Source organism: Streptomyces sp. NPDC033177 (assembly GCF_055577715.1).
Genome location: NZ_JBVIPS010000004.1, coordinates 343,635 through 369,353, shown reverse-complemented (window position 1 = coordinate 369,353; position 25,719 = coordinate 343,635). Strand labels below are relative to the sequence as shown.

The following is a 25,719-nucleotide window of genomic DNA, read 5'->3' as shown; positions in this document are numbered from 1 at the left end:
TGGACGCATGACCGACATCTACGAAGGCCCTGTCACACTCGTCATCAACGGAGAGGCGACCGAGGTGATGGCCGCTCTGCAAGCCGTCGACCACCAAGCGTCCAGGACCTGGTCGGGCACGGTGCACGCCGACGGGCTGCAGGCATCGTTCTGGGCCGCAGTGCAAAGCAGCAGCGTCACGATCCGCATGCCCGACGGCACCCAGGGGACCGCCCGGATCGACATGGACGCGGAGAGTGGCAGCGCCGCGGTCACGGGCGACGGCCCCGCACCCTTCTGAGCCACCCCACCCTTGCACGGGCAGCGGCAACTGCGGGTTCCGTACGGTGAGTGCGTGACGGGGCGCCACTCTGGATCAGGAGGTCTCGTGCCTGCCCGCGTGGGCTGCTGACCGCTCGGCAGACCCTCCAGGGCGTGTCCCGCTGTGCGCGGTCCAGGTCGACGTGGTGGATTGGGTCTGGCCCTCGCGGGGCACCCGTGCCTGCCGAGGCGACACCCCTCCCGGAAAGCAGGCACACACCCGTGACACACCCCGACGACGTACTCCCAGGCCGGCCCGAATCCTTCTGGATGGACACCAGCCCGGCCACGGCCCACCCCTCCCTGGACGCCGCAGTTGAGGTGGATGTCGCCGTGGTCGGGGGCGGCATCGCAGGGTTGAGCACTGCATGGGAACTGGCCAGGGCGGGGCACCGCGTTGCCGTTCTGGAAGCGGACCGGATCGCGGCCGGGGTCACCGGTTACACCACGGCCAAGGTTTCTGTGCTGCACACACTCGTCTACGACCGGCTGCGCCGCACGCGCGGCCCCGCCGCCGCCCGTTCCTACGCCCGGTCCCAGCAGGGCGCGCTCGACCGGCTGCGGGAGATCGTGGCCGAACTGGACATCGACTGCGATCTGGAACAGTGCAGTTCGTTCACCTACGCGGCCCAACCGGGTGACGCAACGGGCGAGAAGGTCCTGCGGGCCGAGGCGAAGGCCGCCGCAGAGGCAGGGCTGCGAGCCACGTACGTCGAGGAAACCGGCCTGCCGTTCGCGGTCGGCGGGGCCGTGCGCGTCGCCGACCAGGCACAGTTCCACCCCCGCAAGTACCTCCTCGCGCTCGCGGAGGACTTCGGCCGACTCGGTGGTGTGATCTACGAGCGGACCCGTGTCACCGACCTCTCGGAGGGCTCCCCCTGCAAGGTCACCGCGGAGTCCGGGCATACGGTCACCGCCAAGCACGTCGTGGTCGCCACCCACTATCCGGTCTTCGATCGCGCTCTGCTCTTCTCCCGGCTCACCCCCTCCCGCGAGTTGGTGGTGGCGGCGCCTCTGCCCGTGGCTGATGATCCCGGCGGCATGTACATCACCGAGGATGAGGGCAAGCGGTCCGTGCGAACGGCCCCGTACGGTGACGACGGATCGCAGCGGCTGCTCATCGTCACCGGAGAGGGCTTCACGCCCGGCACCGGAGACCCCTCCGAGGGTTTCGCCCGCCTGGACGCCTGGCTGCACGAACGGTTCCCGACCGCCGGGCCGACCACGTACCGCTGGGCCGCTCAGGACAACTCCTCCACCGACACCGTTCCGCTGATCGGCCCCCTCCACAAGGGCTCCCGGCACACCTACGTGGCCACCGGCTTCGGCGGCTGGGGCATGACCAACGGCGTCCTGGCCGGGCAATTCCTCACCTCCCTGATCGCGGGAGAATCCCCCGACTGGGCGGACCTGTACGACCCGCGGCGGCTGAAGAGCGTGGCCAAGGAGGCGTCCGGATTCCTCACGGCACAGGCGAAGGTGGCCAAGCATTTCGTGGGGGACCGACTGGCCACCGGGCACGTCGACTCCGTAGCGGAGATCGCGCCCGGCACCGGAGCGGTGGTGCGGGTCGACGGCGAACGGTGCGCGGTGTACCGAGACCCGGACGGCACTACGCACGCGGTCTCTGCACGCTGCACCCATCTGGGCTGTCTGGTGTCGTTCAACGAGGCCGAGACGTCATGGGAGTGCCCGTGCCACGGGTCGAGGTTCGACGTCGAGGGTGCGGTCCTCCAGGGGCCCGCGGTCCGGCCACTGGAGGGGGTACGCCTGCACGCCGATCGGGACAAGGACACGGACGGAGATATCGGCGAAGGCGCCCAGCAGAGCTGAAGGCCAGGACACAGAAGCCGACCGGGGAGGGCTGAGCGGTCACACGGATCGCTCAGCCCCTCCCCGGTGCAGGAACCCCGGCCGCTCCCCTGTGAAGGTGACTCAGGCCTGCGTCGGGAAGCGCTCCCAGACCCGGTGCGCGCCCATCAGCTCGGTCAGCCCCTGCAGCGCGCCGGTACCTGTGTCGTCGCTGACCACGCCCGGCGCGTCCGCCGAGATGCCCGCTGCGGCCAGTGTGGTCTGCGCACCATTCCAACCGCCGATCGCTTTGCCGTGCCGGAACGCCTCGGTCAGCAGCAAGAGGACTCGCGGGTCGGTGGTGGTGGTCGCAGTCGCGTTGCGCGCGCTCTTGCGGCGCTTGCCCGCCTTCGCGTCCCGGGCACCGAAGGCGTCCGCGCCCGCGCCGGGCGCCCCCGCCAGGAGCAGGGCGTCGTACTCGATGGACCGGGCGGTGGCGTAGGTGCGCTGGACGGTGACCGGGTCGCCCGAGGCGTCCAGTTCGCCGCCTGCCGGGGCGATGACGAGGGGGACCATCCCGCCGTCCAGGATTGCCCGGCGCGCCGCGCGGACCCCGTCGAGGTCGCAGCCCGCATCGGCGACGATGCCGATGATCCGGCCGTCCAGCGGCCAGGTGTCTCCGACCTGGGAGAGTGCCGGACTGGGAGCGGACTTCACCAGCTTCACCGTCGCGGACGGGGCGGGCAGGCCAAGACCGGTCGCCACCTGCTCGCACAGCACGGGATCGATGTTGGCGAGGACCTGGAGCGCACGCTCCTTGATCGGCTTCTCGTAGCACTTGCCCAGCTCGAACGTGTACGCGGCGATGATGTGCTCACGCTCCACCGCCGTCATGCTCAGCCAGAACAGCCGCGGCTGGCTGAAGTGGTCGTCGAACGAGGCGGGGGCCTGGCGGACCTTGCGGCCCTTCGGGACCGTCACCGGCCGCTCGACGTAGGCCCCCATGTCCTCCCCGGCCATGAACGGGCAGCCGCCGTCCAGGGAGTTGGGATGGTAGGGAGCCACGCCGCTGTGGTCCGCCGTCTGGTGCATGCCGTCGCGCAGCATGTCGTTGACGGGTGCGTGCGGGCGGTTGATGGGCAGCTGGCCGAAGTTGGGCCCACCGAGCCGGGTGAGCTGCGTGTCGAGGTACGAGAACAGGCGGCCGGCGAGCAGCGGGTCGTCAGTGACGTCGATGCCGGGCACCAGATGCCCGACGTGGAAGGCGACCTGCTCGGTCTCCGCGAAGAAGTTCGTCGGGTTGGCGTTGAGCGTGAGCAGACCCACCGGCTGCACCGGTGCCAGCTCCTCGGGAACGATCTTCGTCGGGTCGAGTAGGTCGATGCCCTCGAATGTCTGCTCGGCGGTGTCGGGGAACACCTGGATACCCAGTTCCCACTGCGGGTACGCGCCGGCCTCGATGGCGTCGGCGAGGTCACGTCGGTGGAAGTCCGGGTCCACGCCGTTGGTGATCTGAGCCTCCTCCCAGACCAGGGAGTGCACACCCAGCTTCGGCTTCCAGTGGAACTTGACCAGGGACGTCGCCCCGTCGGCGGCGACCAGGCGGAAGGTGTGGACGCCGAATCCCTCCATCATCCGGTAGGAGCGCGGGATGCCCCGGTCGGACATGTTCCACAGCGTGTGGTGGGTGGCTTCGGTGTGCAGGGTGACGAAATCCCAGAAGGTGTCGTGGGCGCTCTGGGCCTGGGGGATCTCCCGGTCGGGGTGCGGTTTGCCGGCGTGGATGATGTCGGGGAACTTGATGCCGTCCTGGATGAAGAACACCGGGATGTTGTTGCCGACCAGGTCGAAGGTGCCCTCGCCGGTGTAGAACTTCGTCGCGAACCCGCGAGTGTCGCGCACCGTGTCAGCGGAACCGCGCGAGCCGAGAACGGTGGAGAACCGCACGAAGACCGGGGTCTCGACGCCCTCCCCCAGGAAGGCAGCCTTCGTGACAGCGGCGGCGGTTCCGTAGCCCTGGAACACGCCGTGCGCGGCGGCGCCGCGGGCGTGCACGACGCGCTCGGGAATGCGCTCGTGGTCGAAGTGCGTGATCTTCTCACGCAGGTGGTGGTCCTGGAGCAGGATCGGCCCCCGCTCGCCGGCCTTCAGTGAGTGGTCGGTCTCGTACAGCCGCGCGCCCTGAGCGGTGGTCAGGTACATATCGCCCTGGGCCAGCTCATCGGGGGACCCGGCCGTGACCATTCCGGTCGGACCGACCGCGGCGGGGCCGCTCTGGTCAGGCTTGGGCGGCAGCGGGGGGCGCGGGGTGGTGGGTTCGGCGACCGTGGGCGACTCTGCTCCGGGTTTGCCAGGAACACCGCCGGCGGGGCCGGCGCCCGGAGTGAGAGCGGCAACGGCCTTCTTCGCCACGGCTTTCAAGGGGTTTCTGGTACGCCCGCCCGTCGGCCGCTTCGTTGCGGGCTTCTTCGTCGCGGGCTTGGGCGTCGGGGTCTTCTTCGCCGCGGGCTGGGGCGTCGGGGTCTTCTTCGTCGCCGTTGCCGCCTTCTTTGAAGCCGTCGTCTTCTTCGTGACAGCCGTCGACTTCTTGTCTGTGGTCCCCCTGGTCTTGGAAGCCGTCGGCACAGTCCTCTTGGCGGTCGCCTTGGCGGCTTTCTGGGTCGCCTTGGTTCCCGTGGGCTTGTCCGCAGCTGTCTTTGACCGGGTGGTCTTCGTCGACTGTTTCCTGGCAGGCTTCTGGCTCGGCATGCGCTCTCCAACCGTGGGGGGGGTACGTGGGTTGTGCTGTGCAAGTGGTGCGGACTACGGGATGCGGTCGCCGTGCGGGTGGAAACTGGTGGAACGGATACCGCAGGCGATTTCGCTGGCGAGCGCGGGCTCGTTCTCAAGGAGGCCGCCGATCACCTCTCTGCGGACTATCTGCTCGTGGACGGCATCGGCCCCGCGCAGGGCACGCATCACTGCGCGCGAGAGCTCGCCGCGCGGTATCGGCAAGACCGGGGCCCCGGCGCGGAGCTGTTCCGCGGCGGTCATGACCGCCGTCCTTGGCCGTGGGCGAGGGTGGCCTCGACGGACACAGGGCCGTCAACGAGAACCACATCGGCCAGACCCTCGACCCGCAGAGGCCCCTTCCGGTCGGCTAGGTCGTAGCGGGGGTCAGCGTTTGACGGCACGGATGACCACCAGTTCTTCCTCAGCTCCATCGGCGCTCAACAGCCCGCGCTCGCGCAACCAACCCAGCCGCCCCCGCATGACGGGGCCAAGCGGGACCTGTATGCGGTCATTGACACCGGCCCGCAGCCCGGCCTCCCGCAGGCGCCGCACGGTCGCCTCGGGCCCGCTGACCGCGGAATGCACCAACAGCAGTACCCCGCCGGGACGCAAAGCGATGGGCGCGACGGCGCAGATCCGGTCCAGGAGGGCGCGCCCGTCGGGACCGGCGTCCCAGGCGCGGGCGAGGCCCACGCGGGGCAGGGCCGATCGGGGAGCCGGCACGTAGGGCGGGTTGCTGACGATGAGGTCGAAGGACCGCCCAGGCAGGGCGCCCAAGAGGTCGCCACGGTGAACGGCGACATGCTGCCGCGCAAGCAGCGCGTTGAGGCGAGTGGTCAGGACAGCACGACGCGATATGTCGACAGCGCTCACCCTGGCTCCGAGCCTGGCAGCGTGAGCTGCCAACACGCCGCTGCCCGAACACAGGTCGAGTACATCCAGGCCGGACACGTTTTCGCGTCGGATCGCTTCGGCCAGCAAACGGGTGTCGGCCTGCGGCGCGTAGACACCCGGCAGTATCAGCACTCTGCCGAGGCCCGGCCGCGCGTGCGGGGCGTGGACGGTTGTCACAGGGCCTCCGTGCTGGTCTTGGATGCTCATGAACCGTGGCACGCAGCAGCCGGTTCAGATCAAGACTCCCCCTCCCCCAGGCAGGCCACCACTCGGGAGCCGACGTTTTTGAGCCGTCCCGTGTGTGGCTGGCGGGTCTGGTTCCCCTCGGGCCCTTCCGCCTCAAGGCACCTCTTTGCACCGCAGACTCACGGCTCTGATTGCGTCAGGTCAGAGGCGGAAGATCCTTCGCGCATTGCCGGCCAGGAACAGTTCGGTGGCTTCCTCGTCCAGGCCCAGCTCACCGAGGTGTTCCAGGGCCTGGGCGGGAGTGATCATGGGGTAGTTGGTGCCGAACAGCACCTTCTTGCGACCCCGGCCGCGCAAGTAGTCGACCAGCTCGGGCGGGTAGCGGCGAGCCGTGTAGGCGCTGGTGTCGATGGAGACGTTGGCGTGCTTGTCCGCTACCGCGATCATCTCGGTGGTCCACGGATAGCCGATGTGCCCGCACACGATGCTCAGTTCCGGGAAATCGAGCGCGACCTGGTCGATGTAAGGGATGGGGCGGCCGGTCTCGGACGGCCGCAGCGGGCCTGTGTGTCCGACCTGCGTGCAGAAGGGGATGCCGAGGTCGACGCAGGCGGCGTACAGCGGGTAGTACAGGCGGTCAGTGGGCGGGAGTTGCCACAGCCAGGGCACGATCCGCAGGGCCACGAAGCCTAGCTCCTGCACCGCGCGGCGCAATTCCCGTACGGCCTGGACCGGTCGGGTGAGATCCACGCCGGCCACCCCGCGCAGCCTCCCGTCGGCCTGAGTGACGAACTCGGCCACCTCATCGTTGCTGATCAACGGCCCCTGCGGTCCGTACCAGGCTGCCGAAAGACCGATTTCCACGTCGGCGGCAGCCATCAACGCCACCGTGTCCTTGATCGGCACTGGCTCGTCCAGCAGCCCCCGCCCCGTCCACCGGCGCAACGACTCGAACATCTCATGGTTGGAGTGACGGAGCGTGGGATGCTGCATCCACGCATCGATGATCGACATCAGGTTCCCTGCCTCTCAGCTGGCGCTGCGGTCCCGCCACCGGCCCAATGGCTAAGCAAACGCTTACTCGGAGCTTAGATGCTACGTGGCATCCACAACCAGACGCCGAACTGTTTCGCAGGCGCCCCTCCCGGTCACCCGATCCTGACAACCTCCGACGCGGAGGCAGGCCGGAGCAGCCAGGACAGAGAGGACGGCACTTCACCATGGCCACGAAAAAGGCACGGGACATCATGACCGGCGGCGCGCAGTGCGTTCAGGGGCACGACAGCGCCCTCGACGCGGCACGCAGGTTGGCGGAGCTCCAGGTGGGCGCCCTGCCCATCTGCGGCGAGAACAACCGGCTGGTCGGCGTAGTGACCGACCGGGACATCGTGGTGAAGGTCCTCGCGAAGGGGCTCGACCCTGCGGAGGTGGAGACGGGCACCCTGGCGCAGGGCGAAGCCGTCACGATCGGCGCAGACGACGACGCGGAACAAGTCTTCAGCACGATGACCCAGCACAAGGTCCGGCGTCTGCCCGTGATCGACGGCACTACCCTCGTCGGGGTGGTTGCGCTTGCGGACGCCACCCGAGCCCTCGACGCCCCCGACGCGGGACGTCTTATCGAAGCGCTCTCCACGGACTGAATCTCACCTGCCGCTACGGCGCACGCAGCAACCACGGTCAACTCCCCCGCACGACCACGGCCGTGGTCCGCCGCGCCGGCTGCGTGAGGTGTCCCTCCTCAGGGCAGCGGGAGGAGGGGAGTACGGGTCGTGCACGTCCGGGTGGGGCGGAGCGCGGGGTCGAGGGCGTCCAAGGTCAGGTTGATCACGTTGGGCGAGAAAAAGTATCGAGGTGACCTGACCTGTCGGTCGGACACACACGTTGGAGCGTGATGTTGTCGACCGCTCCAGGGCGGCCGACGGGGGCCGCGAGGAAGCTCGACGTGTAGGGGGCGACCATCTTGTCGTAGGTGGTGGCCACCACCGTGCAAAAAGCTCAGCAAGGGACCCACGCCCCCGTCGATGCACTCGTCAGGGCATGCCCACACCGATCACCGTGGAGGATCGCCTACCGCCGCCTGCCCGACCCGGCGATGTCAGCGAGGTCAGCGATGTCAGCACTCGACGTCGAAATCGAGTTCGTCGAAGCGGCGCTTTGCGATCTGCTCCTGAGTCCCCGAGATGAGGGTGATGTGACCATCTCCGTCACAGACCGCGTTCTCCGCAATGTGAATGAGCAGTACGTTCCCGCGGTCCTCCACCGGGTTCTGCCAGGCGCCGGAGTAACCGCCGAGCTGGATGCCGTGATCCCACCGATCGATGAGAACCTCCCTGATTTCATCGATCAGCTCCTCCACGAGGTCGGCCCGCTCGGCATCGTCCCCGACGTAGTCGACCGCTTCTGCAACGTGGGACCGGCTGAGAAACGCGGGATCGGTGATGCCCGGTACCGCGTAGAGCGAGAACGGCTCGCGAAACACCGCAGCGCCTCTCTCCTTGACCTCGTCCACCTCCCGGCGGCGTTCGGCCGTCTCGGTGCCTGTCGGCAGGTGGATGACGACGCCTCCACCGGGATGGTCCGTGATGTCGGCAAGGACGATCAGGTGGCCGTCGACGGGAAAGTCGATGTCGAGGACGCCGGCCGGTATGGCGGCGCAGTCGATGGTCAACACGTGCGGCAGGCCCGGCGGTACGTCCATGTCCCTGGGAAGATGGGGAAACCCAGCGGCTCGAGCGGCCGGACGGGCGCCCTTCCTCAACTCTTCCGGCAGTTCGTCAAAGGGGCAGAGGTAGATGCAGGGGCGCAGGAGGCGAATGAACGCCTCGCTGACCCTCTCGGGCAATCCAAGGGTCCGCCCAGCGTCCAGGACAGCATCACGCACAGTTGGTTCCATGGCTGCCACCATGCCATGCACCACTGACACACCTGTGCTCAGGACATCCAGCGGCACTACGCCCCTCCAACTGGCGGCCACATAAGCCGAGTCGGCGCTGGGCGCTGGCCACGTTGGTGCCCATGTTGGGCACGGTGCCCATCGTTCAGCGCGGCCCAGTCGAGCTCGTTATCCTGGCCGAGCTGAGCGGCGGGCCGTACTGTCAATCCCTGCGCACAAGCCTGCAGTTGGGGCCCCAGACCCCCAGGCACACGTCCAGCGCCGGAATCTCGGCTCGCAGGGCGGCGGCCAGGCAGATCGTCCACCGAGGTGCTCAGCAGGTCAATGAGGTCGCGTTCCTATTGGCCAGGAACGGATGCAGCAGCGCGAGCAGAGCTTGCGGGCGGTGCAGGGGAATGATGTGGCCACAGTCTTCGATGACGTGTCCGGTGAGATCGTCAGTGATCGGGCGGAGTTGGCGTTCCAGTGCGCGGCCGACGGGGCGGGCGCCCAGCGCTATGGTCGGTACCGTCAGGCGGGCGATGGTGGTCGCCTGCTCGATCTGCAGTGCGCTCTCGGGCAGTGCCCGGTAGTACGAGAAAGCGCGGCCCAACGCATGGCTGCCCGTGTACGCGCGGACAAACGCATCCCGGATCGCAGGGGATATCCCCTCCCCGAGTGTGCCGGTGTGCAAGAACCAGTCGATGTAAGCGGCCTCGTGGCCTTCGAGCACGGTCTCGGCGAGTCCGGGCGCGGCTGCGTGGAAGCCGAACCACCAGGGCGGACCGTCGGCGAGAAAGTCTTCGGCACCGGGCAGTCGGCCCAGCAGGGACTCCATGACGACGAGGCGCCGGACGAGACCGGGGTGGCGTAGGGCAAGAAGGAAGGCCGGCGGGGTGCCCGCGTCGATGCCCACCACCGCCGCCGAGGACACGCCGAGCGTGGTGAGAAGCGCGGCGGCGTCCTCGGCCAGGGTGCCTGCGTCGTATCCCGAGGTGGTCCCGCTACTCGCGCCGAACCCCCTCAAGTCAGGCGCGATGACGCGGTAGCGGTCGGACAGGTCGGCCATGAGGTCCGTCCACAGCTCCCAGGTGTGCGGAAAGCCGTGCAGCAGCAGGACGGCCGGGCCTGATCCGGCGAGAGCGACGTTCAGTTCGACACCGTTGACAGAGATGCGCCGCAGTTCGGGCACGAGTCGGCTCCAGGGGTGGTGAGGAATGGTGACAGTGTCACGGTAGGGAACTACCCTGGTCTTTCGAAGACGGCACTTTCCCCTCAGGTGGTGAGCTCCGGGTGACCGCATCGAAGTCCGATGGACCCAGTCGGCGGTCCGGCGAGCGTGGTGATCTGCTGGATCCGGAATGTCCGACCCGCCAGTTGCTCGACCGGATCGGCACCAAGTGGACGTCGATGGTGGTCAAAGTGTTGGCGGAGGCCGATCCCGGGGAGCTCCGTTTTGCGGAGCTGCGACGTCGCGTTCCGGGTATCTCTCAGAAGATGCTGTCCGTCACGTTGCAGAGCTTGGTTCGGGACGGCCTGGTGATGCGCCGTGTGGAACCCACAGTGCCGCCCGCCGTGCACTATCAACTGACCGGGCTCGGCCTGTCCCTCGAAAAGCCGCTCTCCGCTCTGAGGGCCTGGGCCGAGACACACATGCCGGAGATCGACCGCAGCAACCGGCTCGCCGAGGCTCGGCAGACCTGACAACAACGGCGACGTACACAGCCATTTGTGTTCCTCACCTCGCTCGCCCACCCGATCACCGTCGGGAACCACGCAAGCCGTTCAGCAACCGGTCCAACGCTGCCTCTGTGTGTGCCAGTTCCTGCGGGCTTGCTGATCGGGCCAGCCACAGGGCTGCCTCATTCATCGCCCCTGACAGCAACCGCGCCAGCGGCTCCACCGGCTGGTCGGTAATGACTCCGGCCTTTACGAGGGCCTCGAGCGCCTCGGTCAAGTGCCGGGCGGAGGAGTCCTCATCCATGGCCCGCCATTCGTCCCATCCGAGGACAGCCGGCGCGTCCATCAGCACGATTCGGCGCACCATCGGATCGCATCCGGCGGCGAGGAAGGCCCGGCAGCCCGCCCGCAGTTGCTCCCACGGGTCGTCGTACTGCTCGGCCGCGTCCGCGACCTGCTCACCGAGTTCTTGTTGCACCTCGGCGACCACGGCCCGGAAGAATCCCACCTTGCTCTCGAAGTGGTGATAGGCGGCCCCCTTGGTGACCCCCACCGCCTGTGCCACCTCGGCGAGAACCACGTCGTGGTAGCCGTCGGCGGCAAACCTCCGCCGCCCCTCGGCCAGCAGCGCCCGCCGTGTCGCCGCCCGCTGATCAGCCCTCGTGACAGCCATTTTTGACCACTCTCCCCTTTTCACACACCCCGGGTATGTTAACGTCCACCTTCACATACCAAGGGTATGCGAAACGAGACCACCGGCAGATGGAGACGTATCGTGACGGTCAAGCTCGGCAGCTTCTACCCGGTGATCGCCACCCGCGATGTCGCCGCAGCACGCCACTTCTACACCCAGCACTTCGGGTTCGAGGTGACCTTCGAGGCCGACTGGTACGTGAGCCTCCACCGCCCGGACGCCCCCCAATACGAACTCGCCCTGCTCGACCACGCCCACCCGACCATCCCCGAGGGCCACCGCACGCCCCTCCAGGGCGGCCTGCTGCTCAACTTCGAGGTGGACGACGTCGACGCCGAACACCACAGGCTGGTCACACTCGCGGGCCTGCCCGAACTCCTCCCCTTGCGCACGGAGGAATTCGGGCAGCGCCACTTCATCGTCGCGGCGCCGGACGGCGTCATGCTCGACATCATCACCGTCGTTCCGGCGACCGAGGAGTACGCCGGGCAGTACGCCCCCAACCACACCCCACAACCCTAGCCAGGCCGTTTCGTCACCGGCTGAGGGCCGAGGCAGACCACGACGAGACGCAAGGTGACGCTGACGCCGTCGGAAATACCACCCCGACGGCGTCTGGGGTTGCTTGCGGCCCGCGAACTCCTGAGTATGAGTCGGTCCTTCGGTCAGGCTGCTGTGGCAACGCCGATGCCCATCGCGATGAACAGCCAGCCGGTGGTCAATTCCCAGCGCCGGCGGATCTTCGGCCGGGCCAGCAAAGTGCGTAGCCGCACGGCGACCGCGACCAGGGCGAACCAGTAAACGACCCCGATGAGGACGTCCAGGATCCCCAGGAGGAAGATCTGCTGGGTCCTGGCGCCGCCTCCGTTGACGAACTGCGGCAGGATGCTGAGGAAGAACAGCGCCGCCTTGGGGTTGAGTACGTTGGTGAAAAACCCCTGCACGAAGCCGGAGCGCCATCGCGCGGCGGCCGACTGCAGTTGACCCGGCGTGTCCTGTACGGCCGCGTAGGGGCTTTCGCTGCGTGCGGATTTTGCGGCGGCATACTCCCTGGCCCTGCGCCGCGCGGCGAGCACCGCCCGTACGCCCAGGTAGACGAGGTAGGCGGCGCCCATGAACTTGATGGAGTCGTACACCACGGGTGAATGGGCAGCGATCACGGACAGGCCGACGGCGGCGGCAAGCATGTGCACGCACAAGCCTGCCTGGGCTCCCAGCGCTGCCGCGCGGCCTTTGGCAGGGTGCTCGGCTGCTGAGCGGAGCACCACCAGGAAGTCCGGCCCTGGGACCAGATAGGCAACAAGCACCACGCCGAGGAAGCCGATGAGGTCGACTGACATCCGTTCTCCGTTCATCAGCCCCGCAGCCTGGTGGCCGCCGGGGGCGGGGTGTTTGTGCTCCACTTCTTACGGTCCGATGGAGTGCGGGCGCCGACGACTTGCGCGAGGAACACGACGAGTAACGCCAGGCGCTGGCCGAGGAGTTGCTCCGCCGCCTGGCTCGCGCCGTCGGGCCAGTACAACTCCAGGGCCCCGGTGGCGGTGACGAACGCCGGATAGCCGCCCCGGAAGGTGCCGTTGCGCTCGCCTGGTCGCCTTGTGCCGCATTCGAGGCGCATCAAGGTGCGGGCCATGGACACCCTGTACCCCCGACGGGCATGAAGACGCTAAAGATGTGAGGAACGATCTCAGTCGTCTCAACGGGGAAAAACGGGTTGTCCGCATCCAGCCCGCCTGGAGGTCATCGCGACGACAGCGTGCCGTGCGCTCGGACCCATGAGGCGGGAGCCGTGAACCAGGCCGCCCGGGTCTACCTGGCCCTCACCCTGAACGGTTACCGCCAACGCGGCAAGAGAGCACGCGCACACCCGCAGCGACGCAAGGAGTCGTCATGGCCTGGGTTGATCGCGAACAGATCCGGCATCTTGAGCAGGATCACCGCTACACGCGACTCATCAATCTGCCCCGGCGGCTCCTGGAGGCCGAGGTGTCAGCCTGCGGCAACTGCACCGGCGGAACAACCCGTGCGGTACGGGTGCGTGAACGAGACCGCCGTCGCGTGCGGCGGGACCGGGGAAGTCGGGACTCTGTCGCTGCTACGAGGACGACGGGCAGGCCGGCGGCTAGCTAGCCCCGGCCTCGGTCTCATCCGGCCCTGCAAAACGCGGCGGGTTGAACAACCGCTGCGCGCGTCGACTACTTTCCTCCCGCTCCGCGGTCAGCCAGGGCCAAAGATCCAACGGCTCCAGCCCTGGACACACCAGCCGGTGCGCAATCCGGCAGACCGCACCCGGAGTCGGCTCCGCCTCCCACGGATTCCACGCCACCCCATCACTGTTGATCAGCCAGCGCTGCCGCGGCGGCACAAAGTGCGCGGGCACCTCGTTCACCGGATCCAGCGGCTCCAACAGCACCCACGCCTGGGAGTATGTCGGGAAGCGGTCCGCCAACTGCCCGCACTCCGGGCACACCGGCGGGTCCGGTGGAGCGGGCGCCGTCGCCCCCTGCAGCATCGCCTCCGCCCGATCCGTGATCTCCCGTACCCGCTCCCAGTGCACCTCGTCGACTTCGCCCGGGTCCCGCTCCGGCTGCGTGCACGCGCCCTCAAAATCCCCCATAGGGTGAGAGTGCGGGTCGGCGCATCGCGCCGCACGTCGCGAACCAGCCGGGTCATATGCGGCTCCAGGCACCGCACTGGGCACGGGAGTTGAAAGACGGACCACTCCAGCGCTCGCGGCACAGCAGCGACGGCTGGTGAGGCGCCGTAGACGGTGCCGGCGACTTACGGCAGAGCGGGCCCCGTCAGGTACTCCCACACTTGCCCGTACACGCCATCCGGGATCCGCTCCGCCAGCTCGTCGACCGCCACCCAGGCGGCCACCGACACCTCCCGCGGCGACGCCGCCCAAGCCGCACCCGACAGCCACCGGCACGCCACATACACGACCCGCCGGCCCGTCACCGGATGCAGCCGCTCACCGATCACCGACAGCGGCTCCACGACGACACCTGCCTCTTCCAACGCCCGGTCGACGCCAGACTTCGGCATGCGCTGTCCGGAGCTGCCTGCGCCTGGTGTCTGTCGGCAGCTTCGAGCGACGATCGCCGCCGGGTACGGACAGCGAGTGGCGCGCTCGCTCCCTCCGGGGCAAGGCCGTGGGCGGTGAAGTGGGCGGCGAGCACGGTGAGTTCGCGCGGGTGGTGGCTGTGCCGGGCTCGCCGGTTCGTACACTGACCAGGGTGGAGGACCATACGGCAACCATGATCGAGGCACGTCCGGCGCCCGCCTTGCGACGCTATGTCGGCTCGTACGTCGGTTTCGACCTGCGCGGGTTCCCGGCGGGGGTGCACTGCGGGCCGCCGGGACGCGAACTCACCACGGTCATCAGTCTGTCCGGCCCTTTGGAGGTGGCGGCGGGCGTCGACGACGGGTCACCGGTCGCCCGCTTCGACAGCGTGGCCGGCGGTCTGATGTGCCGGTCCGTCGCGATCCACCACGATGGACGCCAGCAAGGCGTCAAGGTATCGCTGACACCGCTGGGAGCTCGGGCCGTCTATGGCATGCCCGCCGCTGTCCTCGCCCACCAACTCATCCCGCTCGAGGAGCTTCTTGGAGCGCTTGGCATCGAGCTGGTCGACCGGCTCCAGACGGCACCGACATGGGCCTCGCGGTTCGCTGCGCTGGATGAGTTGCTCCTGCGCGCCGTCACTCGCGCCGCCGGAGATCGCGTGCCCCGGGCGGGCCCCGAGGTGGCCGAGGCATGGCGCCGCCTCGTCGCCGCGCGGGGCCGCTTCCAGGTTGGGGCGCTTGCCTCGGAACTGGGCTGGAGCCGCCGCTACCTCACCGATCGGTTTCGCGGCGAGGTGGGCCTGTCGCCGAAGACCTTCGCCCGCGTTCTGCGCTTCGAGCACGCCCACGAACTGGCAACAGCACACACCCCACTCCCCTGGGCCGAGGTGGCGAGCGTCTCCGGCTACGCCGACCAGGCCCATCTCGTCCGGGACTGGCGCGAGTTCACCGGCCGATCGCCGACAGCCTGGCGTCGCGGCGAAATACTCCTCGGCACCGGGTAGTCGCCAACCGGCCGCCCGCCGCGCCTGCTTCCGTTCCGTTTTGTTCAAGACCACCCGACCGTCGTCCTGTGACGATCGTCGGCATGAGACTCCTCGACCACGAAACCAACCCCATCGACCTGCGCACCACCCCCGTGCACCTCGGACTGGGGTCGAGAGCGAAACCCATCGAGGGCTTCGCCTGGGACCCACAGGTGCTTCAGGCCTACAGCGCAGCGGTCGCAACCGACGGCGCCGAGGGCCGGATCGTGACCATCTTCGACGGCGACGGCCCCGGCGACCACTTCGAGCGCCACCCCGCCGGCGACGAACTGGTCGTCTGCCTCAGCGGATCGGTGACCGTCACCCGCGACGCGGACGGGGTCCCCGAGCGCGTTGTCCTCGGGCCGGGTGAGGCCACCGTCAACCCGGCCGGAACATGGCATACGGTCGACATGACGGGGCCCGCGTCCATCCTGACCATCACCGCCGGCCTGGGCACCGACCACCGTCCCCGGACCGATACCCGCCCCACCGATCACGTCGGCACGTCCGGCCTGCAAGCGCCGTGACGACACGCGTCGCGTGCCTGGGCGACAGCCTCACCCGCGCGCAGCTCAGCGTCGACTACCTGGAGCTTCTCAAGCGCCGACGCCCTCCCGGCGACGTGCGACTCGCCCGTTACGGCGCCAACGGAGACTTTGCCTACAACCTCTTGCAGCGCCTCGATGCCCTCGTCGCGGACCCGCCCGACGTAGTCACGGTGTTGATCGGAACCAATGACGCCCGAGCGAGCCTCGCCGGCTACCCCGTCGAGCGGGCCATGAAGCGCAAACAGCTCCCCCAGCGCCCGTCGGCCGACTGGTTCCAGCAGTGCCTGGGAGCCGTCGTCGAACGGCTGCGAACGGAGACCGACGCCATGATCGGACTGCTGTCTCTCCCGGTCCTCGGCCAACAACTCGACGGAGCGGCGGCGCAGGCATCCCAGGCATACAGCCGGAGGGTCGCCGAGGTTGCCGCTGCCAACGAGGCGACCTACCTCCCGCTCCACGAACGCCAGCTCGAGGAACTACGCCAAGCGGACGCGCCGCCGATCCCATACCGGGAGCTGACCCCCGCGGCGGGCGCCGGCGTCCTCATCCGACACGCCGTACTGCGCCGCAGCCTGGACCCGATCTCGAGGCGCCGAAGTCTCGTGCTCACGACCGACCACATCCACCAGAACAGCCGCGGCGCCGCCCTAATCGCCGAAGTCATCGACACCTGTCTGCTGCCCCAGAGCGCGGAGCCGGTTCGCGCGCTTGAGGGCAAAGGAGGCGAAGGAGGGCGAAGAACCCGTCGATCCAAGTGATCCGCGCTCTCGTCGCGGACTGCTTCGGCGTCTTGCCCGGACTGGCGAGGTACTGGTCGACATCGCGAGGCGCCAGCCGACAGGGCGCCGTGTCGTGGAGGGGGCAGATCTCAGCAGCTGGTGCTCCGACGTAGCCGCGACGCGTGCCGGCTCGGCTACGTCCATAGCCTGCTCCAACTGACGCTCGATGTGCTCCATGGCCTGGTCAGCCGCTCCAACCTGCCAGTTGCCCCGGCCCTTTCCCCTTTTCACCACTGCATTGGCGGCGATGGTCATGAAGCCCGCTTATCCGAAGCTATGTTGGTGCTGTCCCCCACTTGGTCAGGGGGTGTCCTGTCCCAGGCCCCGACGGATCGCCGTCTCCACGGGTGAGTACGCGCCGTCGGCCCGCTCCAGTTCGTACGGTGCTGCCGGCATCAGCGGCGGCTGCGCCATGAAGCGCGGCCGCACCCCATGATGCGGTTGCGCCGCGTGCACCAGGAACGGATGGCACAGAAAGACGTCGCCCGGGGACCCGGTGGCAAGGGCAAGTGGCCGGTGGTCGGACGCCGCCACCAGATCGGGGGCGAGGGTCAGCCCGCTGGCCCCGTCCTCTCCGTATTTCTCCAGCACCTTCGGCACGTCGAGGTGCGAGCCGACCCGGATCCGGGTCGGGGCGTCATGTTCACCGACCTCACTGAACAGGAACAGCATCAGCAGCGCCCGACCCTGGGAGCGCAGATTCGTGAAGTACCAGCTCTCGCCTTCCGGCAGGTAACTCCCCTCGATGTGCCAGCCCGCGTCGTCCGGCTCCTCCTCGTGCGGGAAGCGCAGCGGGAACGTGCCCAGCGAGTAGCGCGGCTCCCAGCGCCCCTCGCCGACGAGCAGGTCGTAAGCGCGCTGCAGGGCGGGCGAGTTGGGTGCGGCGGCGAACGGCCCCTGCGCCATGCCGGCCACCCAGTGCACGGGCTGCTTCCACGTCGACGGGTCATCCGGGTCGCAGCCCGTCTCTCGCCACAGCAGCCGCGCGCAGTCCGCGGCCACGCGTGGCGCGACAGCGCCTTCCAACTTTACGAAGCCGTCGCGGAGGAATCGGGATACCAAGGTCGTGTCGTCCATGCCCTCATGGTGCGGCGACACCAGCCCCGATCACCCAACATTCTCCGCACCACCTTTATCGGGTATCGGGTGATCACCACAGCGCGGTCAGGCGGCGTGCGGGGCTAACCCGACCGTGATCGTTCCCGTCGCCAACGGGTGAAGCCGCCGAACCTGCGTCGCTCCCCCGGCTCCAGGGGCAGGGTAACGGTTCGGCTGTCCCATCCCGTCGCTACGCGTTCCGGCGGCGTCGGCCTCGCGTCGGCGCCGATCGCCCGTGCGCGCGGCGCAGGGGCGATCACCATCAGTGACGAACGCATGAGTGGGCGGCTGTCGGTCAGCCGTTCGCCAGCGCTTGCACGCGGTCCAGGCCCCCGTTGAACCGGTCGTGGTCGCCGACCGTCGGTCCCTTTGACGTGTACTGCCAGATGGTCTGGTACTTCCAGCCCCCGGGCAGGGCTCCGACAGACGAACCGTAGCGCGGCACCCACAGCGGATTGGTCTTGCCGAACCCGGTGTAGTTGCCGGTGCAGTTCTTCCACCAGTTGGTCGAGGTGTAAATGACGACGTCCCGGCCGGTCCTGGCCTTATAGGTCCTGAAGAAGTCCCTGACCCAATTGACCATGGCCTGCTTGCTCAGTCCGTAGCAGGTGGCTCCGTAGGGGTTGTACTCCATGTCCAGCGCACCGGGAAGTGTCTTACCGTCCTTGGACCAGCCACCGCCGTTAGCGAGGAAATAGCGGGCCTGGGTCGCGCCACTGGAGGTGTTGGGGAGGGCGAAGTGGTAGGCACCCCGGATCATGCCGACGTTGTATGCCCCGTTGTACTGCTGGGTGAAGTACGGGTTCTTGTAACTCTTGGACTCCGTGGCCTTGATGTACGCGAACCTCACGCCGGACTTGCGCAGCGTGGACCATGCGACCTTGCGCTGATGACTGCTGACGTCCACGCCCTCGGTTCCCGCGGCGGCGGTGAGTCCAACGGCGCTCCTGGGCGTTGCCTCATGCTTGAGGATCTGGGAGCCGGCGTAGTCATCTTCGGGGTGAGTGGGCTCGGGTGCTGGAGGTGCGGCATCTGCCGTACCGGACAGGGCCAGAGCAAGAGCGCATACGCCGCCACCCAGGGCGGTGAGGACAGTCGACATCCGGCGAGGTGTACGGGTGGTCACAGACACAGACATGAGACTCCTCCTCTAGGGCACGCTCAGCCTGCATGGAGACAGGGGCCAACCATCGATGGGCGCGCGGAGAGCGCGACTCACGTCACCTGAAACGCCCTACGGTGCATTGCCCCTCGGCGCGCTCCGCCCGGCCACGTCTACTTTGGAGGAGGTCGTAAAAGTGTCGAGACTGGAATTGGGGCCATGCCACATTCTGTGATGTTCGAGGACGACGACCCGTACCTGGTACGGCTGCGCAGGGTGGCGCTGGCGTTCCCGGATGCGGAGGAGCAGATCGCACATGGGCGGCCGGGCTTCCGGGCCGGTAAATACTTTGCCTGGTACGGCGGTTCGACCAAGGGCACCGCTGATGACCGAATCCGCTACGACCGGGCTCTGATCGTCCTGCCGGACGACGCGGACCGTGCGGCCCTTGCCGAGGACACGCGTTTCTTCCTTCCTGCCTACCTCGCTCCGTCCGGCTGGATCGGCATCGACCTCGCAGCCGGCGGCACCACTGTCCCCCAGGAGGTGGACTGGCAGGAGGTGGCCGAACTCCTCGACACGTCCTACCGTCAGGTCGCCGGCGTCCGGCGGGTGGCGCGCCTCGATGCGGAAGGCGGCCCGGCGGGCCCACCCGGGTGACATGTCCGCCGGTCCCGGACTGCCTCATTGCGCCGGGCCTTGCTGGAAGCGTGTTCACCAGTGGTCCAAGCGGGAGCGGGATCATCCCTCCGCGTCGCGGACCAGGAGTGCGATTTGTACCCGGTTGGCGACCGCCAGCTTGGCGAACAGGTTGCCTGTGTGCGCCTTGACGGTCGCGACGCTGATGTGCAGCCTCTCTGCGATCTCCGGGTTGCCCAGGCCGTCCGCGATGGCCCGAGCCGTTTCGCGTTCCCGTTCGGTCAAGGCGGACAGCTTTGCCCGTGCGGTGTCGCGGGACGACTCCCGAACGTGCGCCGAGTGTGGCCCGGTGGCTGCGGCGATCACCCGCGCTGCGGCCGTCGGAGACAGCACGGGCTCGCCGTCCGCGACGGTCCGCACCGCGTCCAGGATCTGCGCCGGCCGAGTGTCCTTGAGGACGAAGCCCAGTGCCCCGGCGCGCAGCGCGCCGAGCACCAGATCGTCGGAGTCGAAGGTCGTCAGCATGAGCACCCGGGGCGGCGCCGCGCGGGCGAGGAGTTCGCGGGTCGCGCTGAGGCCGTCACGTCCGGGCATCCGCACGTCCATCAGCACGACGTCCGGGCGCTGCTCGTCCACCACGGTGATCGCGGCGTTCCCGTCGGCCGCCTCCCCGACGACGCTCAGGTCGGGTTCGCCGTCGATGACCAGCCGCAGCGCCATGCGCACCAGCTGTTCGTCGTCGACGATGACGACACGTACTGGGTGCCGTTCGCTGTCCACTCATGTTCTCTTTTCGTGGGTGGGGTTCGGCCAGGGCAGGTGCGCGGTGAGGACGTATCCGCGGTCGGGTGTGGGGTGGTGGTCGAGCTTTCCACCGGCGAGGTCCACCCGTTCGGTGAGGCCGAGCAGACCGAACCCCGACGCCGGTCGTGGCCCGGTTCCTGTGGTCGCCGCAGATGTGGTGATGGCCGGGGAGTTGCGGACGCTGACGTCGAGTTGCTCGCCCGCTGATCCTTCGAGGGTGATCTGTACGGGGGCGCCCGGAGCGTGTTTGGCGGCGTTGGTCAGTCCTTCTTGGACGACCCGGTAGCAGGTGCGTCCCACGACGTCGGACGGTGTTCCCGTCACGGTGGTCGTGAGCGTGGCGTCCAGTCCGGATGAGCGGGCGTCGGCCACCAGGTCGGGGATCCGGTCCAGGGAGGGTTGTGGTGGTTCCGGGTGGCCCGGTTCGGCCCGGAGCACGCCCAGGACATCCCGTAGTTCTTCCAGGGCTTGGTGGGATCCCTCGGCGATGCCGCGCACCAGCACGCGGTTCTCCTCTGCGCTGAGGTCGCGGCGGTGGTCGAGCACTCCGGCCTGCATGGCCACCAGGGAGATCCGGTGCGCGAGTACGTCGTGCATCTCGCGGGCGATCCGGTTGCGTTCCAGAGCCCGTGTCTGTGCCGCTCGTGCGGTCTGTTCCCGTTCCGCGCTCTCCGCCCGGGCACGCAAGGACCGCACCTCGACACGGCGCGCGCCGATGGCCATGCCCGCCGCCACCGCGATGCCCGCGATCAGTGCGGGCATGGTGAGCTGGATCCACCACGTACCGGGCGGGCTCTGGACCGGGTATACCCCCACGGTGAACTGGGCCGCGGTCACGTAGGCCAGCACGACGACCCCGATCTCCACCGGACGACGCCGGGTGGCGATCGAGCCGAGCGCCGCGAGCGCGGCGCCGGCGGCCAGCGTCGACGCGGTCGAGGCGATCGCTACCGTCATGGCCACGGCGAGCGGGAAACGCCGCCGCCACACGAGCGCCGTCAGGCAGCCGAGAGCGACCAGCGGGTCCCCGAGGTGGAACCAGAGGCCCGTTTCATCGCCCTGCCGGTGCAGCACCACACCGGTATAGAGCCAGGCCGGGACACCCGCTGCCGCGGCTGCCGCCAGCCGCCAGGTCTGCTGCCACCACTCGAGCCGGGGCGCGAGGTACATGTTCACCTGGCCATTGTCGCCAACGCGTGCAGCCGGTGAGTCAGACCAAGGGCTGATGTGCCCTAGACCAAAGTCCAATGACCGCCTCGCCCGGGGGCCAAGACGGTACGGGCCGCCGGGTGGATGTGCCGAATAGGCCGCGCGCACAGACTCGTTCACGTTGCCGGTCAGAACTCGTCCGAATCGCCGGTCAGAACTCGTCCACGTCGCCGGTCAGCGGGCCACGAAAGGGAGATACGCGATGCGCAAGGCCGGTTTCGCGGCCCTTGAGGCGGTCGGAATGGTGATCACAGCCCTGGCCGCCCCAGCAGTGATCAACGCTCTGATCGGCCGGAGCAACGAGGTGCTGTGGGGAGTCTTCGACTGGGTCCCCGGTGGCACGACCGGCCAGATGATCTTCCTCGGACTCATCGCGCTCATTGCCACGGCGTTCGGCGGTTGGGCCCACCTCCGCCGGGGGCTGGGCGTCGGGCAGGTCGGTGTTGGGAAGGGGCCGCCTCGCAGCCGGGAGGCGGCCTGACGAGATCCGGGGCCGGGACGACCGGGCCCGTCCCGCAAGGCACCACCGTCGACTGGTTCCACGAGCGGGTACAGGCGATCGGCTCCCCGCACCCGCACCCCACCCGAAGGAGAAGGCCAGAGCCTGCGGCAGGCGTTCCACGCCGCGTTTTCTGGCGCCCCTCACGCACGCCCTTTCAGGAGGACACCAGATGCACAGATACCTGCCCCTCACCCTCGCCCTCGCCAGCACCACGATGGCGGCGACCGCCATGCCGGGCGTGTCGTCGGCGGCGACGCCGGACACCGTGCGGTGGGGCCCCTGTCCGCAGGACGTCGCCGCGCCCCGTCTCGAGTGCTCGACGCTGCAAGTCCCCCTGGACTACCGGCATCCGGACGGCCGACGGATAGAGATCGCGATCTCGCGGCTGGCCAGCGAGAAGCCCTCGCAGCGTCGCGGCGTGCTGCTGACCGATCCGGGCGGCCCCGGCGGTGCGGGGCTGAACTACCCGGCCGTGCTCGCCGGTTCCGGACTGCCGCAGAAGGTGCTTGACTCCTACGACGTGATCGGCTTCGACCCTCGCGGGGTCGGCCGCAGCGCACCGGTGACGTGCGATCTGACGCCGCAGCAGCAGGAGCGCGGCAACTTCGCACCGTACGCGCACACCGACGCCGATGTCGCTCGGGAGGCGAAGAACGCCCAGGCCATCGCCCGGCAGTGCGCCACCTCGAAGACGTCGTGGATGCTGCCGCACACCACCACCGCGAACACCGCACGCGACATGGACCGGATCCGGGCGGCGCTCGGCGCGCCGAAGGTGTCCTATCTCGGGCATTCCTACGGCACCTACCTCGGCGCGGTGTACACGACGATGTTCCCCCAGCGCAGTGACCGGTTCGTCCTCGACAGCAACCTGGGTCCCGACGGTTACGACGTCACCGCCATGCGACGGTTCGCCCGCGGAATGGAGGACCGCTTCCCCGACTTCGCGGCGTTCGCGGCCGCGCACCCCAAGTACGGTCTGGGCACCACACCGGAGCAAGTGACCGCGAAGTTCTTCGATCTCGCGCGGCGGTTGGACGCCAAGCCGGTTCAGGGCATCGACGGGACGCTGTTCCGCGGGTTCACGTTCGACCGTCTCTACTCCGACGCGCTCATGCCCCACATGGCCGAGTTCTGGCAGGCGCTCGACACGGACCGGCCACTGCCGCCCGTCCCGGCGTTGCCGAACATGGAGAACCTTATGTCTGCGCGCTTCTCTGTCATCTGTGGTGATACCCGCTGGCCGACAACGGTGCGGGAGTATCAGCGCAATGTCACAGTCGACCGGCTGAAGCACCCCATGCTGGGCGGTTCCACGGCCAGCATCGGACCGTGCGCGTTCTGGCCGGACAAGCGGGTCGAGCCGCCGGTGCGCATCGGTGACCGGGGCCCGTCGAACGTGCTCATGGTGCAAAACGAACGCGACCCCGGAACGCCGCTTGCCGGGGCCAAGGAGCTGCGGCGCGCGTTCGGGAAGCGGGCCAGGATGGTGACCGCCGACCAGGGCGGTCACGGGGTCTATCCCTTCGGCCGCAACACGTGCGCGAACAGTACGGTGACGGCTTTCTTGACCAGCGGGGAGCGCCCGCCGCGGGATCTTGCCTGCGCGGCCGAGCCGAACGACTAGCGGGAGGCCAGTCATGCTGAAGGAATGGCGGCACCACCGGTCCGCTCAGAGGGTCAAGCCCGGGGACGGGCGCCCACTGAAACGCTTTCGCTGGTGGCAGATGACATTGCGCGCACTGCTCTACCTCCGGCTCACACACGACGACGGCCGCCAGACGCTCTACGCCGTCGACGTCAAGCATGCGGGCAACAGGTCGACCGGCGAAATCGAAGCCCACCTGTACCGCGATGGCAGGCAGCACGCCCAGTCCAGGCTCCCCGCGTCCTTCCCCGTCCCGGGTGGCACCATCGAGGTGAAAGGCAGCGGCTTCGGGCTCAAGCGCTGCCACTACGTCACCGACACCGGCGCCGAGCACCAACTCACCCCGGACCGCGCCTCCGCCGAAGGCCGCCGTGCGCACCTCGACGACGCGCACCCCGCACTGAGCCGCGCGATCGGCTTCCTCTCGTCGATCATGCTCCTCATCGCCCTGGCACTCCTCTGCTCACAACTCGTCGAACCGCTCACCGAGGTGGAGCCCATCGCCCGGCGCATCGGTACTTTCACCTCGCCCGTCCGTCTGCCGACCTGGCTCAACTTCGTGATCGGTCTCGGCGCCGCGGCGGCCAGCACGGAGCGGGCACTGCGGCTGCGCTACCACTGGCTGCTCGACGGTGGAGTGGGTTGAGCTGACGCGCCCACTCCCCCTGCCCCCCACCTCACCCTGGCCCAGTGCATGACTGACTTGGCTCAGGTCTGCTGCGCGGGGAAGGCTGGGCCTTCTGCACGGCTTGTGGCGCAGTGTCGTTCATTGGGAGCATCTCCGCATGTTCGAGTTGCTCCCCGACGTCGGTCTCCGGCTCCCTGGCTGTGCCGGCATTCTCCGCTTCGGCATGGACGAGCGCACCGCCCGGTGGGCCGTCGCCGCCGTCGCGGACGTTCACGATGGTTGGGTCTGTGGCGCCCGCTGGGCCTTCAGCGCGCAGTACGAGGGCCTGACGCTCGAGGCACACGGCGACACCACGGACCGCAACGGCCGGCACCAGAACACCTCTGGCCTGGCCCACATCGGCCTCACCCGCGACCCCTTCACGCTCACCGGCCCCTCTGTCTGCCCAGTTGTCTTGGGCGGCATCGACCTCTTCGGCTATCCGGCCGCCGAGGTTTCGCACGCCCTCAGTGCGGGCCTGCCCCCGACGCTCCGGCTCAGCGGCGACGGTCTGTACCTCACCGCCGTGTCGGTCCACGCACAACCCGTACCTGTCGAAAGCTGATCACGACGGCTAGCCAGATCAGCAAGGCTGAGCACACCGCCCGCCCAGTTCATCCTGTCTGTCGTGGGAGGTCAGTTCCGCAGGTGCAGCCCGAAACCCGTGCGGCCCGCGGGTTCAAGTCCCTCCTTCAGGTGCAGTGAGGGGATCTCGTAGTCGCCGAAGTTCTGCTGTCGGAATGCGAGCGGTTCGGTCGACTCCAGGGTGAGCAGGCGCTGTTCCCAGGCCTTGGCGACGTCCGGGTACTCCTGGTCGGTCAGCCGGTCGGTGCCGTAGAGCACGAACGGCGGCAGCACCTCGATGCCTGGGTAGTAGAGGATGCCGTGGTGGATCGGGAACAGCAGATCGTCGATGGGGCCATTGATCCCGCGGGCGGCGTAATGCGACTCCGGGCCGCCGGCGGTCACCGACAGCAGGGCCCTGCGGCCCGCGAGAGTTCCCTCGCCGAAGCGCTCGCCGTACTTGGTGTCGCTGTGCTCACCGACGCCGTACGCGAAGTGGAAGGTGAACACTCGGTCCACCCAGCCCTTGAGAATCGCGGGCATCGAGTACCACCACAGCGGGAACTGGAAGATGATCGTGTCGGCCCACAGCAGCTTCTCCTGCTCGCCGCGGACGTCCGGGGTGAGCGCCTCGGCGTCGAAGGCCCGGCCCGAATCCCGCGCGACGTGCAGCGGACTTGAGGCGTGCGGGCCGTAGTCCGCGGCGTCCACGACCGCCTTCCAGTTCATCGCGTACAGATCGCTCACCCGCACCTGATGCCCGGCCTTCTCCAATGTGGATACCGCGAGGTCCTTGAGCGAGCTGTTGAGCGACTTCGGCTCCGGGTGGGCGTAGACCATCAGCGTCTTCATGAGAACTCCTTCGGATCG

Annotated in this window: 27 protein-coding genes and 2 pseudogenes; 13 read left to right on the top strand and 16 right to left on the bottom strand. The window is 68.5% G+C overall.

From position 1 onward, the window contains the following. The first annotated feature begins 7 nt into the window (after positions 1-7). Complete coding sequence (locus tag ACZ5U5_RS16595) at positions 8-280, top strand: DUF4873 domain-containing protein (protein ID WP_469021762.1); 273 nt, start codon at positions 8-10, stop codon at positions 278-280. A gap of 290 nt (positions 281-570) precedes the next feature. Next, entirely contained in the window at positions 571-2,133 is a 1,563-nt protein-coding gene (locus ACZ5U5_RS16590; RefSeq protein WP_469022457.1) for an FAD-dependent oxidoreductase, read from the top strand. A 102-nt stretch (positions 2,134-2,235) separates the two neighbouring features. On the opposite strand, the gene ACZ5U5_RS16585 is transcribed toward ACZ5U5_RS16590, so the two are convergent. The 4 genes and pseudogenes from ACZ5U5_RS16585 to ACZ5U5_RS16570 form a co-directional block, all read right to left on the bottom strand. Continuing rightward, complete coding sequence (locus tag ACZ5U5_RS16585) at positions 2,236-4,839, bottom strand: catalase (RefSeq protein WP_469021759.1); 2,604 nt, start codon at positions 4,837-4,839, stop codon at positions 2,236-2,238. 54 nt (positions 4,840-4,893) lie between these two features. Continuing rightward, positions 4,894-5,031: pseudogene (locus tag ACZ5U5_RS16580) on the bottom strand (iron-containing redox enzyme family protein); the annotation flags it as partial. 216 nt (positions 5,032-5,247) lie between these two features. Next, positions 5,248-5,964, bottom strand: a complete 717-nt coding sequence (locus ACZ5U5_RS16575) for a HemK2/MTQ2 family protein methyltransferase (protein ID WP_469021757.1) — start codon at positions 5,962-5,964, stop codon at positions 5,248-5,250. Between the two features lie 180 nt (positions 5,965-6,144). Then, the gene (locus ACZ5U5_RS16570; protein WP_469021755.1) at positions 6,145-6,957 is read right to left on the bottom strand and encodes an amidohydrolase family protein; all 813 of its coding nucleotides are present in this window, start codon (positions 6,955-6,957) and stop codon (positions 6,145-6,147) included. Positions 6,958-7,163: 206 nt separating this feature from the next. On the opposite strand from ACZ5U5_RS16570, the gene ACZ5U5_RS16565 reads away from it, so the two are divergent. Further along, complete coding sequence (locus tag ACZ5U5_RS16565) at positions 7,164-7,586, top strand: CBS domain-containing protein (RefSeq protein ID WP_469021753.1); 423 nt, start codon at positions 7,164-7,166, stop codon at positions 7,584-7,586. Positions 7,587-8,059: 473 nt separating this feature from the next. Here the strand turns inward: ACZ5U5_RS16565 and ACZ5U5_RS16560 are convergent, their stop codons facing one another. Both ACZ5U5_RS16560 and ACZ5U5_RS16555 read right to left on the bottom strand, forming a co-directional pair. After that, a complete protein-coding gene (locus tag ACZ5U5_RS16560) occupies positions 8,060-8,839 on the bottom strand; it encodes a hypothetical protein (RefSeq protein WP_469021751.1) in 780 nt (259 codons plus the stop codon). A gap of 313 nt (positions 8,840-9,152) precedes the next feature. Continuing rightward, a complete protein-coding gene (locus ACZ5U5_RS16555) occupies positions 9,153-10,010 on the bottom strand; it encodes an alpha/beta fold hydrolase (RefSeq protein WP_469021748.1) in 858 nt (285 codons plus the stop codon). Positions 10,011-10,111: 101 nt separating this feature from the next. Between ACZ5U5_RS16555 and ACZ5U5_RS16550 the strand changes: the two genes are divergently transcribed. Then, a complete protein-coding gene (locus tag ACZ5U5_RS16550; protein ID WP_469021746.1) occupies positions 10,112-10,522 on the top strand; it encodes a winged helix-turn-helix transcriptional regulator in 411 nt (136 codons plus the stop codon). 55 nt (positions 10,523-10,577) lie between these two features. Here ACZ5U5_RS16550 and ACZ5U5_RS16545 read toward each other — a convergent pair whose 3' ends face one another. Beyond that, complete coding sequence (locus ACZ5U5_RS16545; RefSeq protein ID WP_469021744.1) at positions 10,578-11,171, bottom strand: TetR/AcrR family transcriptional regulator; 594 nt, start codon at positions 11,169-11,171, stop codon at positions 10,578-10,580. 66 nt (positions 11,172-11,237) lie between these two features. Between ACZ5U5_RS16545 and ACZ5U5_RS16540 the strand changes: the two genes are divergently transcribed. After that, a complete protein-coding gene (locus ACZ5U5_RS16540) occupies positions 11,238-11,714 on the top strand; it encodes a VOC family protein (RefSeq protein WP_469021742.1) in 477 nt (158 codons plus the stop codon). 143 nt (positions 11,715-11,857) lie between these two features. On the opposite strand, the gene ACZ5U5_RS16535 is transcribed toward ACZ5U5_RS16540, so the two are convergent. The 4 genes from ACZ5U5_RS16535 to ACZ5U5_RS16520 form a co-directional block, all read right to left on the bottom strand. Next, positions 11,858-12,532 carry a LysE family translocator gene (locus tag ACZ5U5_RS16535; RefSeq protein ID WP_469021740.1) on the bottom strand — a complete coding sequence of 225 codons (675 nt, stop codon included), beginning with the start codon at positions 12,530-12,532 and terminating at the stop codon, positions 11,858-11,860. A gap of 14 nt (positions 12,533-12,546) precedes the next feature. After that, positions 12,547-12,825 carry a hypothetical protein gene (locus tag ACZ5U5_RS16530; protein WP_469021737.1) on the bottom strand — a complete coding sequence of 93 codons (279 nt, stop codon included), beginning with the start codon at positions 12,823-12,825 and terminating at the stop codon, positions 12,547-12,549. A gap of 489 nt (positions 12,826-13,314) precedes the next feature. After that, on the bottom strand, positions 13,315-13,809 hold the full coding sequence (locus ACZ5U5_RS16525; RefSeq protein ID WP_469021735.1) for a DUF6083 domain-containing protein: 495 nt from the start codon (positions 13,807-13,809) through the stop codon (positions 13,315-13,317). 164 nt (positions 13,810-13,973) lie between these two features. Further along, on the bottom strand, positions 13,974-14,240 hold the full coding sequence (locus ACZ5U5_RS16520) for an NUDIX hydrolase (protein WP_469021733.1): 267 nt from the start codon (positions 14,238-14,240) through the stop codon (positions 13,974-13,976). 191 nt (positions 14,241-14,431) lie between these two features. Here ACZ5U5_RS16520 and ACZ5U5_RS16515 point away from each other — a divergent pair, with 191 nt between their 5' ends. The 3 genes and pseudogenes from ACZ5U5_RS16515 to ACZ5U5_RS16505 all read left to right on the top strand — a co-directional run. Then, the gene (locus ACZ5U5_RS16515) at positions 14,432-15,265 is read left to right on the top strand and encodes an AraC family transcriptional regulator (protein WP_469021731.1); all 834 of its coding nucleotides are present in this window, start codon (positions 14,432-14,434) and stop codon (positions 15,263-15,265) included. Positions 15,266-15,348: 83 nt separating this feature from the next. After that, positions 15,349-15,816: a cupin domain-containing protein gene (locus ACZ5U5_RS16510; RefSeq protein ID WP_469021729.1), complete on the top strand. Its 468-nt coding sequence runs from the start codon at positions 15,349-15,351 to the stop codon at positions 15,814-15,816. Then, positions 15,813-16,529: pseudogene (locus ACZ5U5_RS16505) on the top strand (SGNH/GDSL hydrolase family protein); the annotation flags it as partial. The gene ACZ5U5_RS16510 and the pseudogene ACZ5U5_RS16505, both read left to right, overlap by 4 nt. A 387-nt stretch (positions 16,530-16,916) precedes the next feature. On the opposite strand, the gene ACZ5U5_RS16500 reads toward ACZ5U5_RS16505, so the two are convergent. Together ACZ5U5_RS16500 and ACZ5U5_RS16495 are read right to left on the bottom strand one after the other, a co-directional pair. Then, positions 16,917-17,693: a phytanoyl-CoA dioxygenase family protein gene (locus tag ACZ5U5_RS16500; RefSeq protein WP_469021726.1), complete on the bottom strand. Its 777-nt coding sequence runs from the start codon at positions 17,691-17,693 to the stop codon at positions 16,917-16,919. A gap of 316 nt (positions 17,694-18,009) precedes the next feature. Further along, positions 18,010-18,852 carry a lysozyme gene (locus ACZ5U5_RS16495; protein ID WP_469021723.1) on the bottom strand — a complete coding sequence of 281 codons (843 nt, stop codon included), beginning with the start codon at positions 18,850-18,852 and terminating at the stop codon, positions 18,010-18,012. A 183-nt stretch (positions 18,853-19,035) separates the two neighbouring features. On the opposite strand from ACZ5U5_RS16495, the gene ACZ5U5_RS16490 reads away from it, so the two are divergent. Further along, positions 19,036-19,476, top strand: a complete 441-nt coding sequence (locus ACZ5U5_RS16490; RefSeq protein ID WP_469021720.1) for an MmcQ/YjbR family DNA-binding protein — start codon at positions 19,036-19,038, stop codon at positions 19,474-19,476. A gap of 81 nt (positions 19,477-19,557) precedes the next feature. Here ACZ5U5_RS16490 and ACZ5U5_RS16485 read toward each other — a convergent pair whose 3' ends face one another. Both ACZ5U5_RS16485 and ACZ5U5_RS16480 read right to left on the bottom strand, forming a co-directional pair. Further along, entirely contained in the window at positions 19,558-20,235 is a 678-nt protein-coding gene (locus tag ACZ5U5_RS16485; RefSeq protein ID WP_469021718.1) for a response regulator, read from the bottom strand. Beyond that, entirely contained in the window at positions 20,236-21,429 is a 1,194-nt protein-coding gene (locus ACZ5U5_RS16480; RefSeq protein WP_469022454.1) for a sensor histidine kinase, read from the bottom strand. A gap of 241 nt (positions 21,430-21,670) precedes the next feature. On the opposite strand from ACZ5U5_RS16480, the gene ACZ5U5_RS16475 reads away from it, so the two are divergent. The 4 genes from ACZ5U5_RS16475 (at position 21,671) to ACZ5U5_RS16460 (ending at position 24,850) form a co-directional block, all read left to right on the top strand. After that, complete coding sequence (locus ACZ5U5_RS16475) at positions 21,671-21,949, top strand: hypothetical protein (protein ID WP_469021715.1); 279 nt, start codon at positions 21,671-21,673, stop codon at positions 21,947-21,949. A 190-nt stretch (positions 21,950-22,139) separates the two neighbouring features. Next, a complete protein-coding gene (locus tag ACZ5U5_RS16470; protein WP_469021713.1) occupies positions 22,140-23,597 on the top strand; it encodes an alpha/beta hydrolase in 1,458 nt (485 codons plus the stop codon). Positions 23,598-23,610: 13 nt separating this feature from the next. Beyond that, the gene (locus ACZ5U5_RS16465) at positions 23,611-24,264 is read left to right on the top strand and encodes a hypothetical protein (RefSeq protein WP_469021711.1); all 654 of its coding nucleotides are present in this window, start codon (positions 23,611-23,613) and stop codon (positions 24,262-24,264) included. Between the two features lie 139 nt (positions 24,265-24,403). Beyond that, positions 24,404-24,850, top strand: a complete 447-nt coding sequence (locus tag ACZ5U5_RS16460; protein WP_469021708.1) for a hypothetical protein — start codon at positions 24,404-24,406, stop codon at positions 24,848-24,850. Between the two features lie 71 nt (positions 24,851-24,921). Here ACZ5U5_RS16460 and ACZ5U5_RS16455 read toward each other — a convergent pair whose 3' ends face one another. Beyond that, positions 24,922-25,701 (bottom strand): NAD(P)H-dependent oxidoreductase, encoded by a 780-nt coding sequence (locus ACZ5U5_RS16455; protein ID WP_469021705.1) that lies wholly within the window; start codon positions 25,699-25,701, stop codon positions 24,922-24,924. Positions 25,702-25,719: the final 18 nt, after the last annotated feature.

Coding starts and splice junctions, on each gene's coding strand:
- ACZ5U5_RS16595 (WP_469021762.1), top strand. CDS start 8: ATGACCGACATCTACGAAGGCCCTGTCACACTCGTCATCAACGGAGAG.
- ACZ5U5_RS16590 (WP_469022457.1), top strand. CDS start 571: ATGGACACCAGCCCGGCCACGGCCCACCCCTCCCTGGACGCCGCAGTT.
- ACZ5U5_RS16585 (WP_469021759.1), bottom strand. CDS start 4,839: ATGCCGAGCCAGAAGCCTGCCAGGAAACAGTCGACGAAGACCACCCGG.
- ACZ5U5_RS16575 (WP_469021757.1), bottom strand. CDS start 5,964: ATGAGCATCCAAGACCAGCACGGAGGCCCTGTGACAACCGTCCACGCC.
- ACZ5U5_RS16570 (WP_469021755.1), bottom strand. CDS start 6,957: ATGTCGATCATCGATGCGTGGATGCAGCATCCCACGCTCCGTCACTCC.
- ACZ5U5_RS16565 (WP_469021753.1), top strand. CDS start 7,164: ATGGCCACGAAAAAGGCACGGGACATCATGACCGGCGGCGCGCAGTGC.
- ACZ5U5_RS16560 (WP_469021751.1), bottom strand. CDS start 8,839: ATGGAACCAACTGTGCGTGATGCTGTCCTGGACGCTGGGCGGACCCTT.
- ACZ5U5_RS16545 (WP_469021744.1), bottom strand. CDS start 11,171: ATGGCTGTCACGAGGGCTGATCAGCGGGCGGCGACACGGCGGGCGCTG.
- ACZ5U5_RS16540 (WP_469021742.1), top strand. CDS start 11,238: ATGCGAAACGAGACCACCGGCAGATGGAGACGTATCGTGACGGTCAAG.
- ACZ5U5_RS16535 (WP_469021740.1), bottom strand. CDS start 12,532: ATGTCAGTCGACCTCATCGGCTTCCTCGGCGTGGTGCTTGTTGCCTAT.
- ACZ5U5_RS16530 (WP_469021737.1), bottom strand. CDS start 12,825: ATGGCCCGCACCTTGATGCGCCTCGAATGCGGCACAAGGCGACCAGGC.
- ACZ5U5_RS16525 (WP_469021735.1), bottom strand. CDS start 13,809: ATGGGGGATTTTGAGGGCGCGTGCACGCAGCCGGAGCGGGACCCGGGC.
- ACZ5U5_RS16520 (WP_469021733.1), bottom strand. CDS start 14,240: ATGCCGAAGTCTGGCGTCGACCGGGCGTTGGAAGAGGCAGGTGTCGTC.
- ACZ5U5_RS16510 (WP_469021729.1), top strand. CDS start 15,349: ATGAGACTCCTCGACCACGAAACCAACCCCATCGACCTGCGCACCACC.
- ACZ5U5_RS16500 (WP_469021726.1), bottom strand. CDS start 17,693: ATGGACGACACGACCTTGGTATCCCGATTCCTCCGCGACGGCTTCGTA.
- ACZ5U5_RS16495 (WP_469021723.1), bottom strand. CDS start 18,852: ATGTCTGTGTCTGTGACCACCCGTACACCTCGCCGGATGTCGACTGTC.
- ACZ5U5_RS16490 (WP_469021720.1), top strand. CDS start 19,036: ATGCCACATTCTGTGATGTTCGAGGACGACGACCCGTACCTGGTACGG.
- ACZ5U5_RS16480 (WP_469022454.1), bottom strand. CDS start 21,429: ATGTACCTCGCGCCCCGGCTCGAGTGGTGGCAGCAGACCTGGCGGCTG.
- ACZ5U5_RS16475 (WP_469021715.1), top strand. CDS start 21,671: ATGCGCAAGGCCGGTTTCGCGGCCCTTGAGGCGGTCGGAATGGTGATC.
- ACZ5U5_RS16470 (WP_469021713.1), top strand. CDS start 22,140: ATGCACAGATACCTGCCCCTCACCCTCGCCCTCGCCAGCACCACGATG.
- ACZ5U5_RS16465 (WP_469021711.1), top strand. CDS start 23,611: ATGCTGAAGGAATGGCGGCACCACCGGTCCGCTCAGAGGGTCAAGCCC.
- ACZ5U5_RS16460 (WP_469021708.1), top strand. CDS start 24,404: ATGTTCGAGTTGCTCCCCGACGTCGGTCTCCGGCTCCCTGGCTGTGCC.
- ACZ5U5_RS16455 (WP_469021705.1), bottom strand. CDS start 25,701: ATGAAGACGCTGATGGTCTACGCCCACCCGGAGCCGAAGTCGCTCAAC.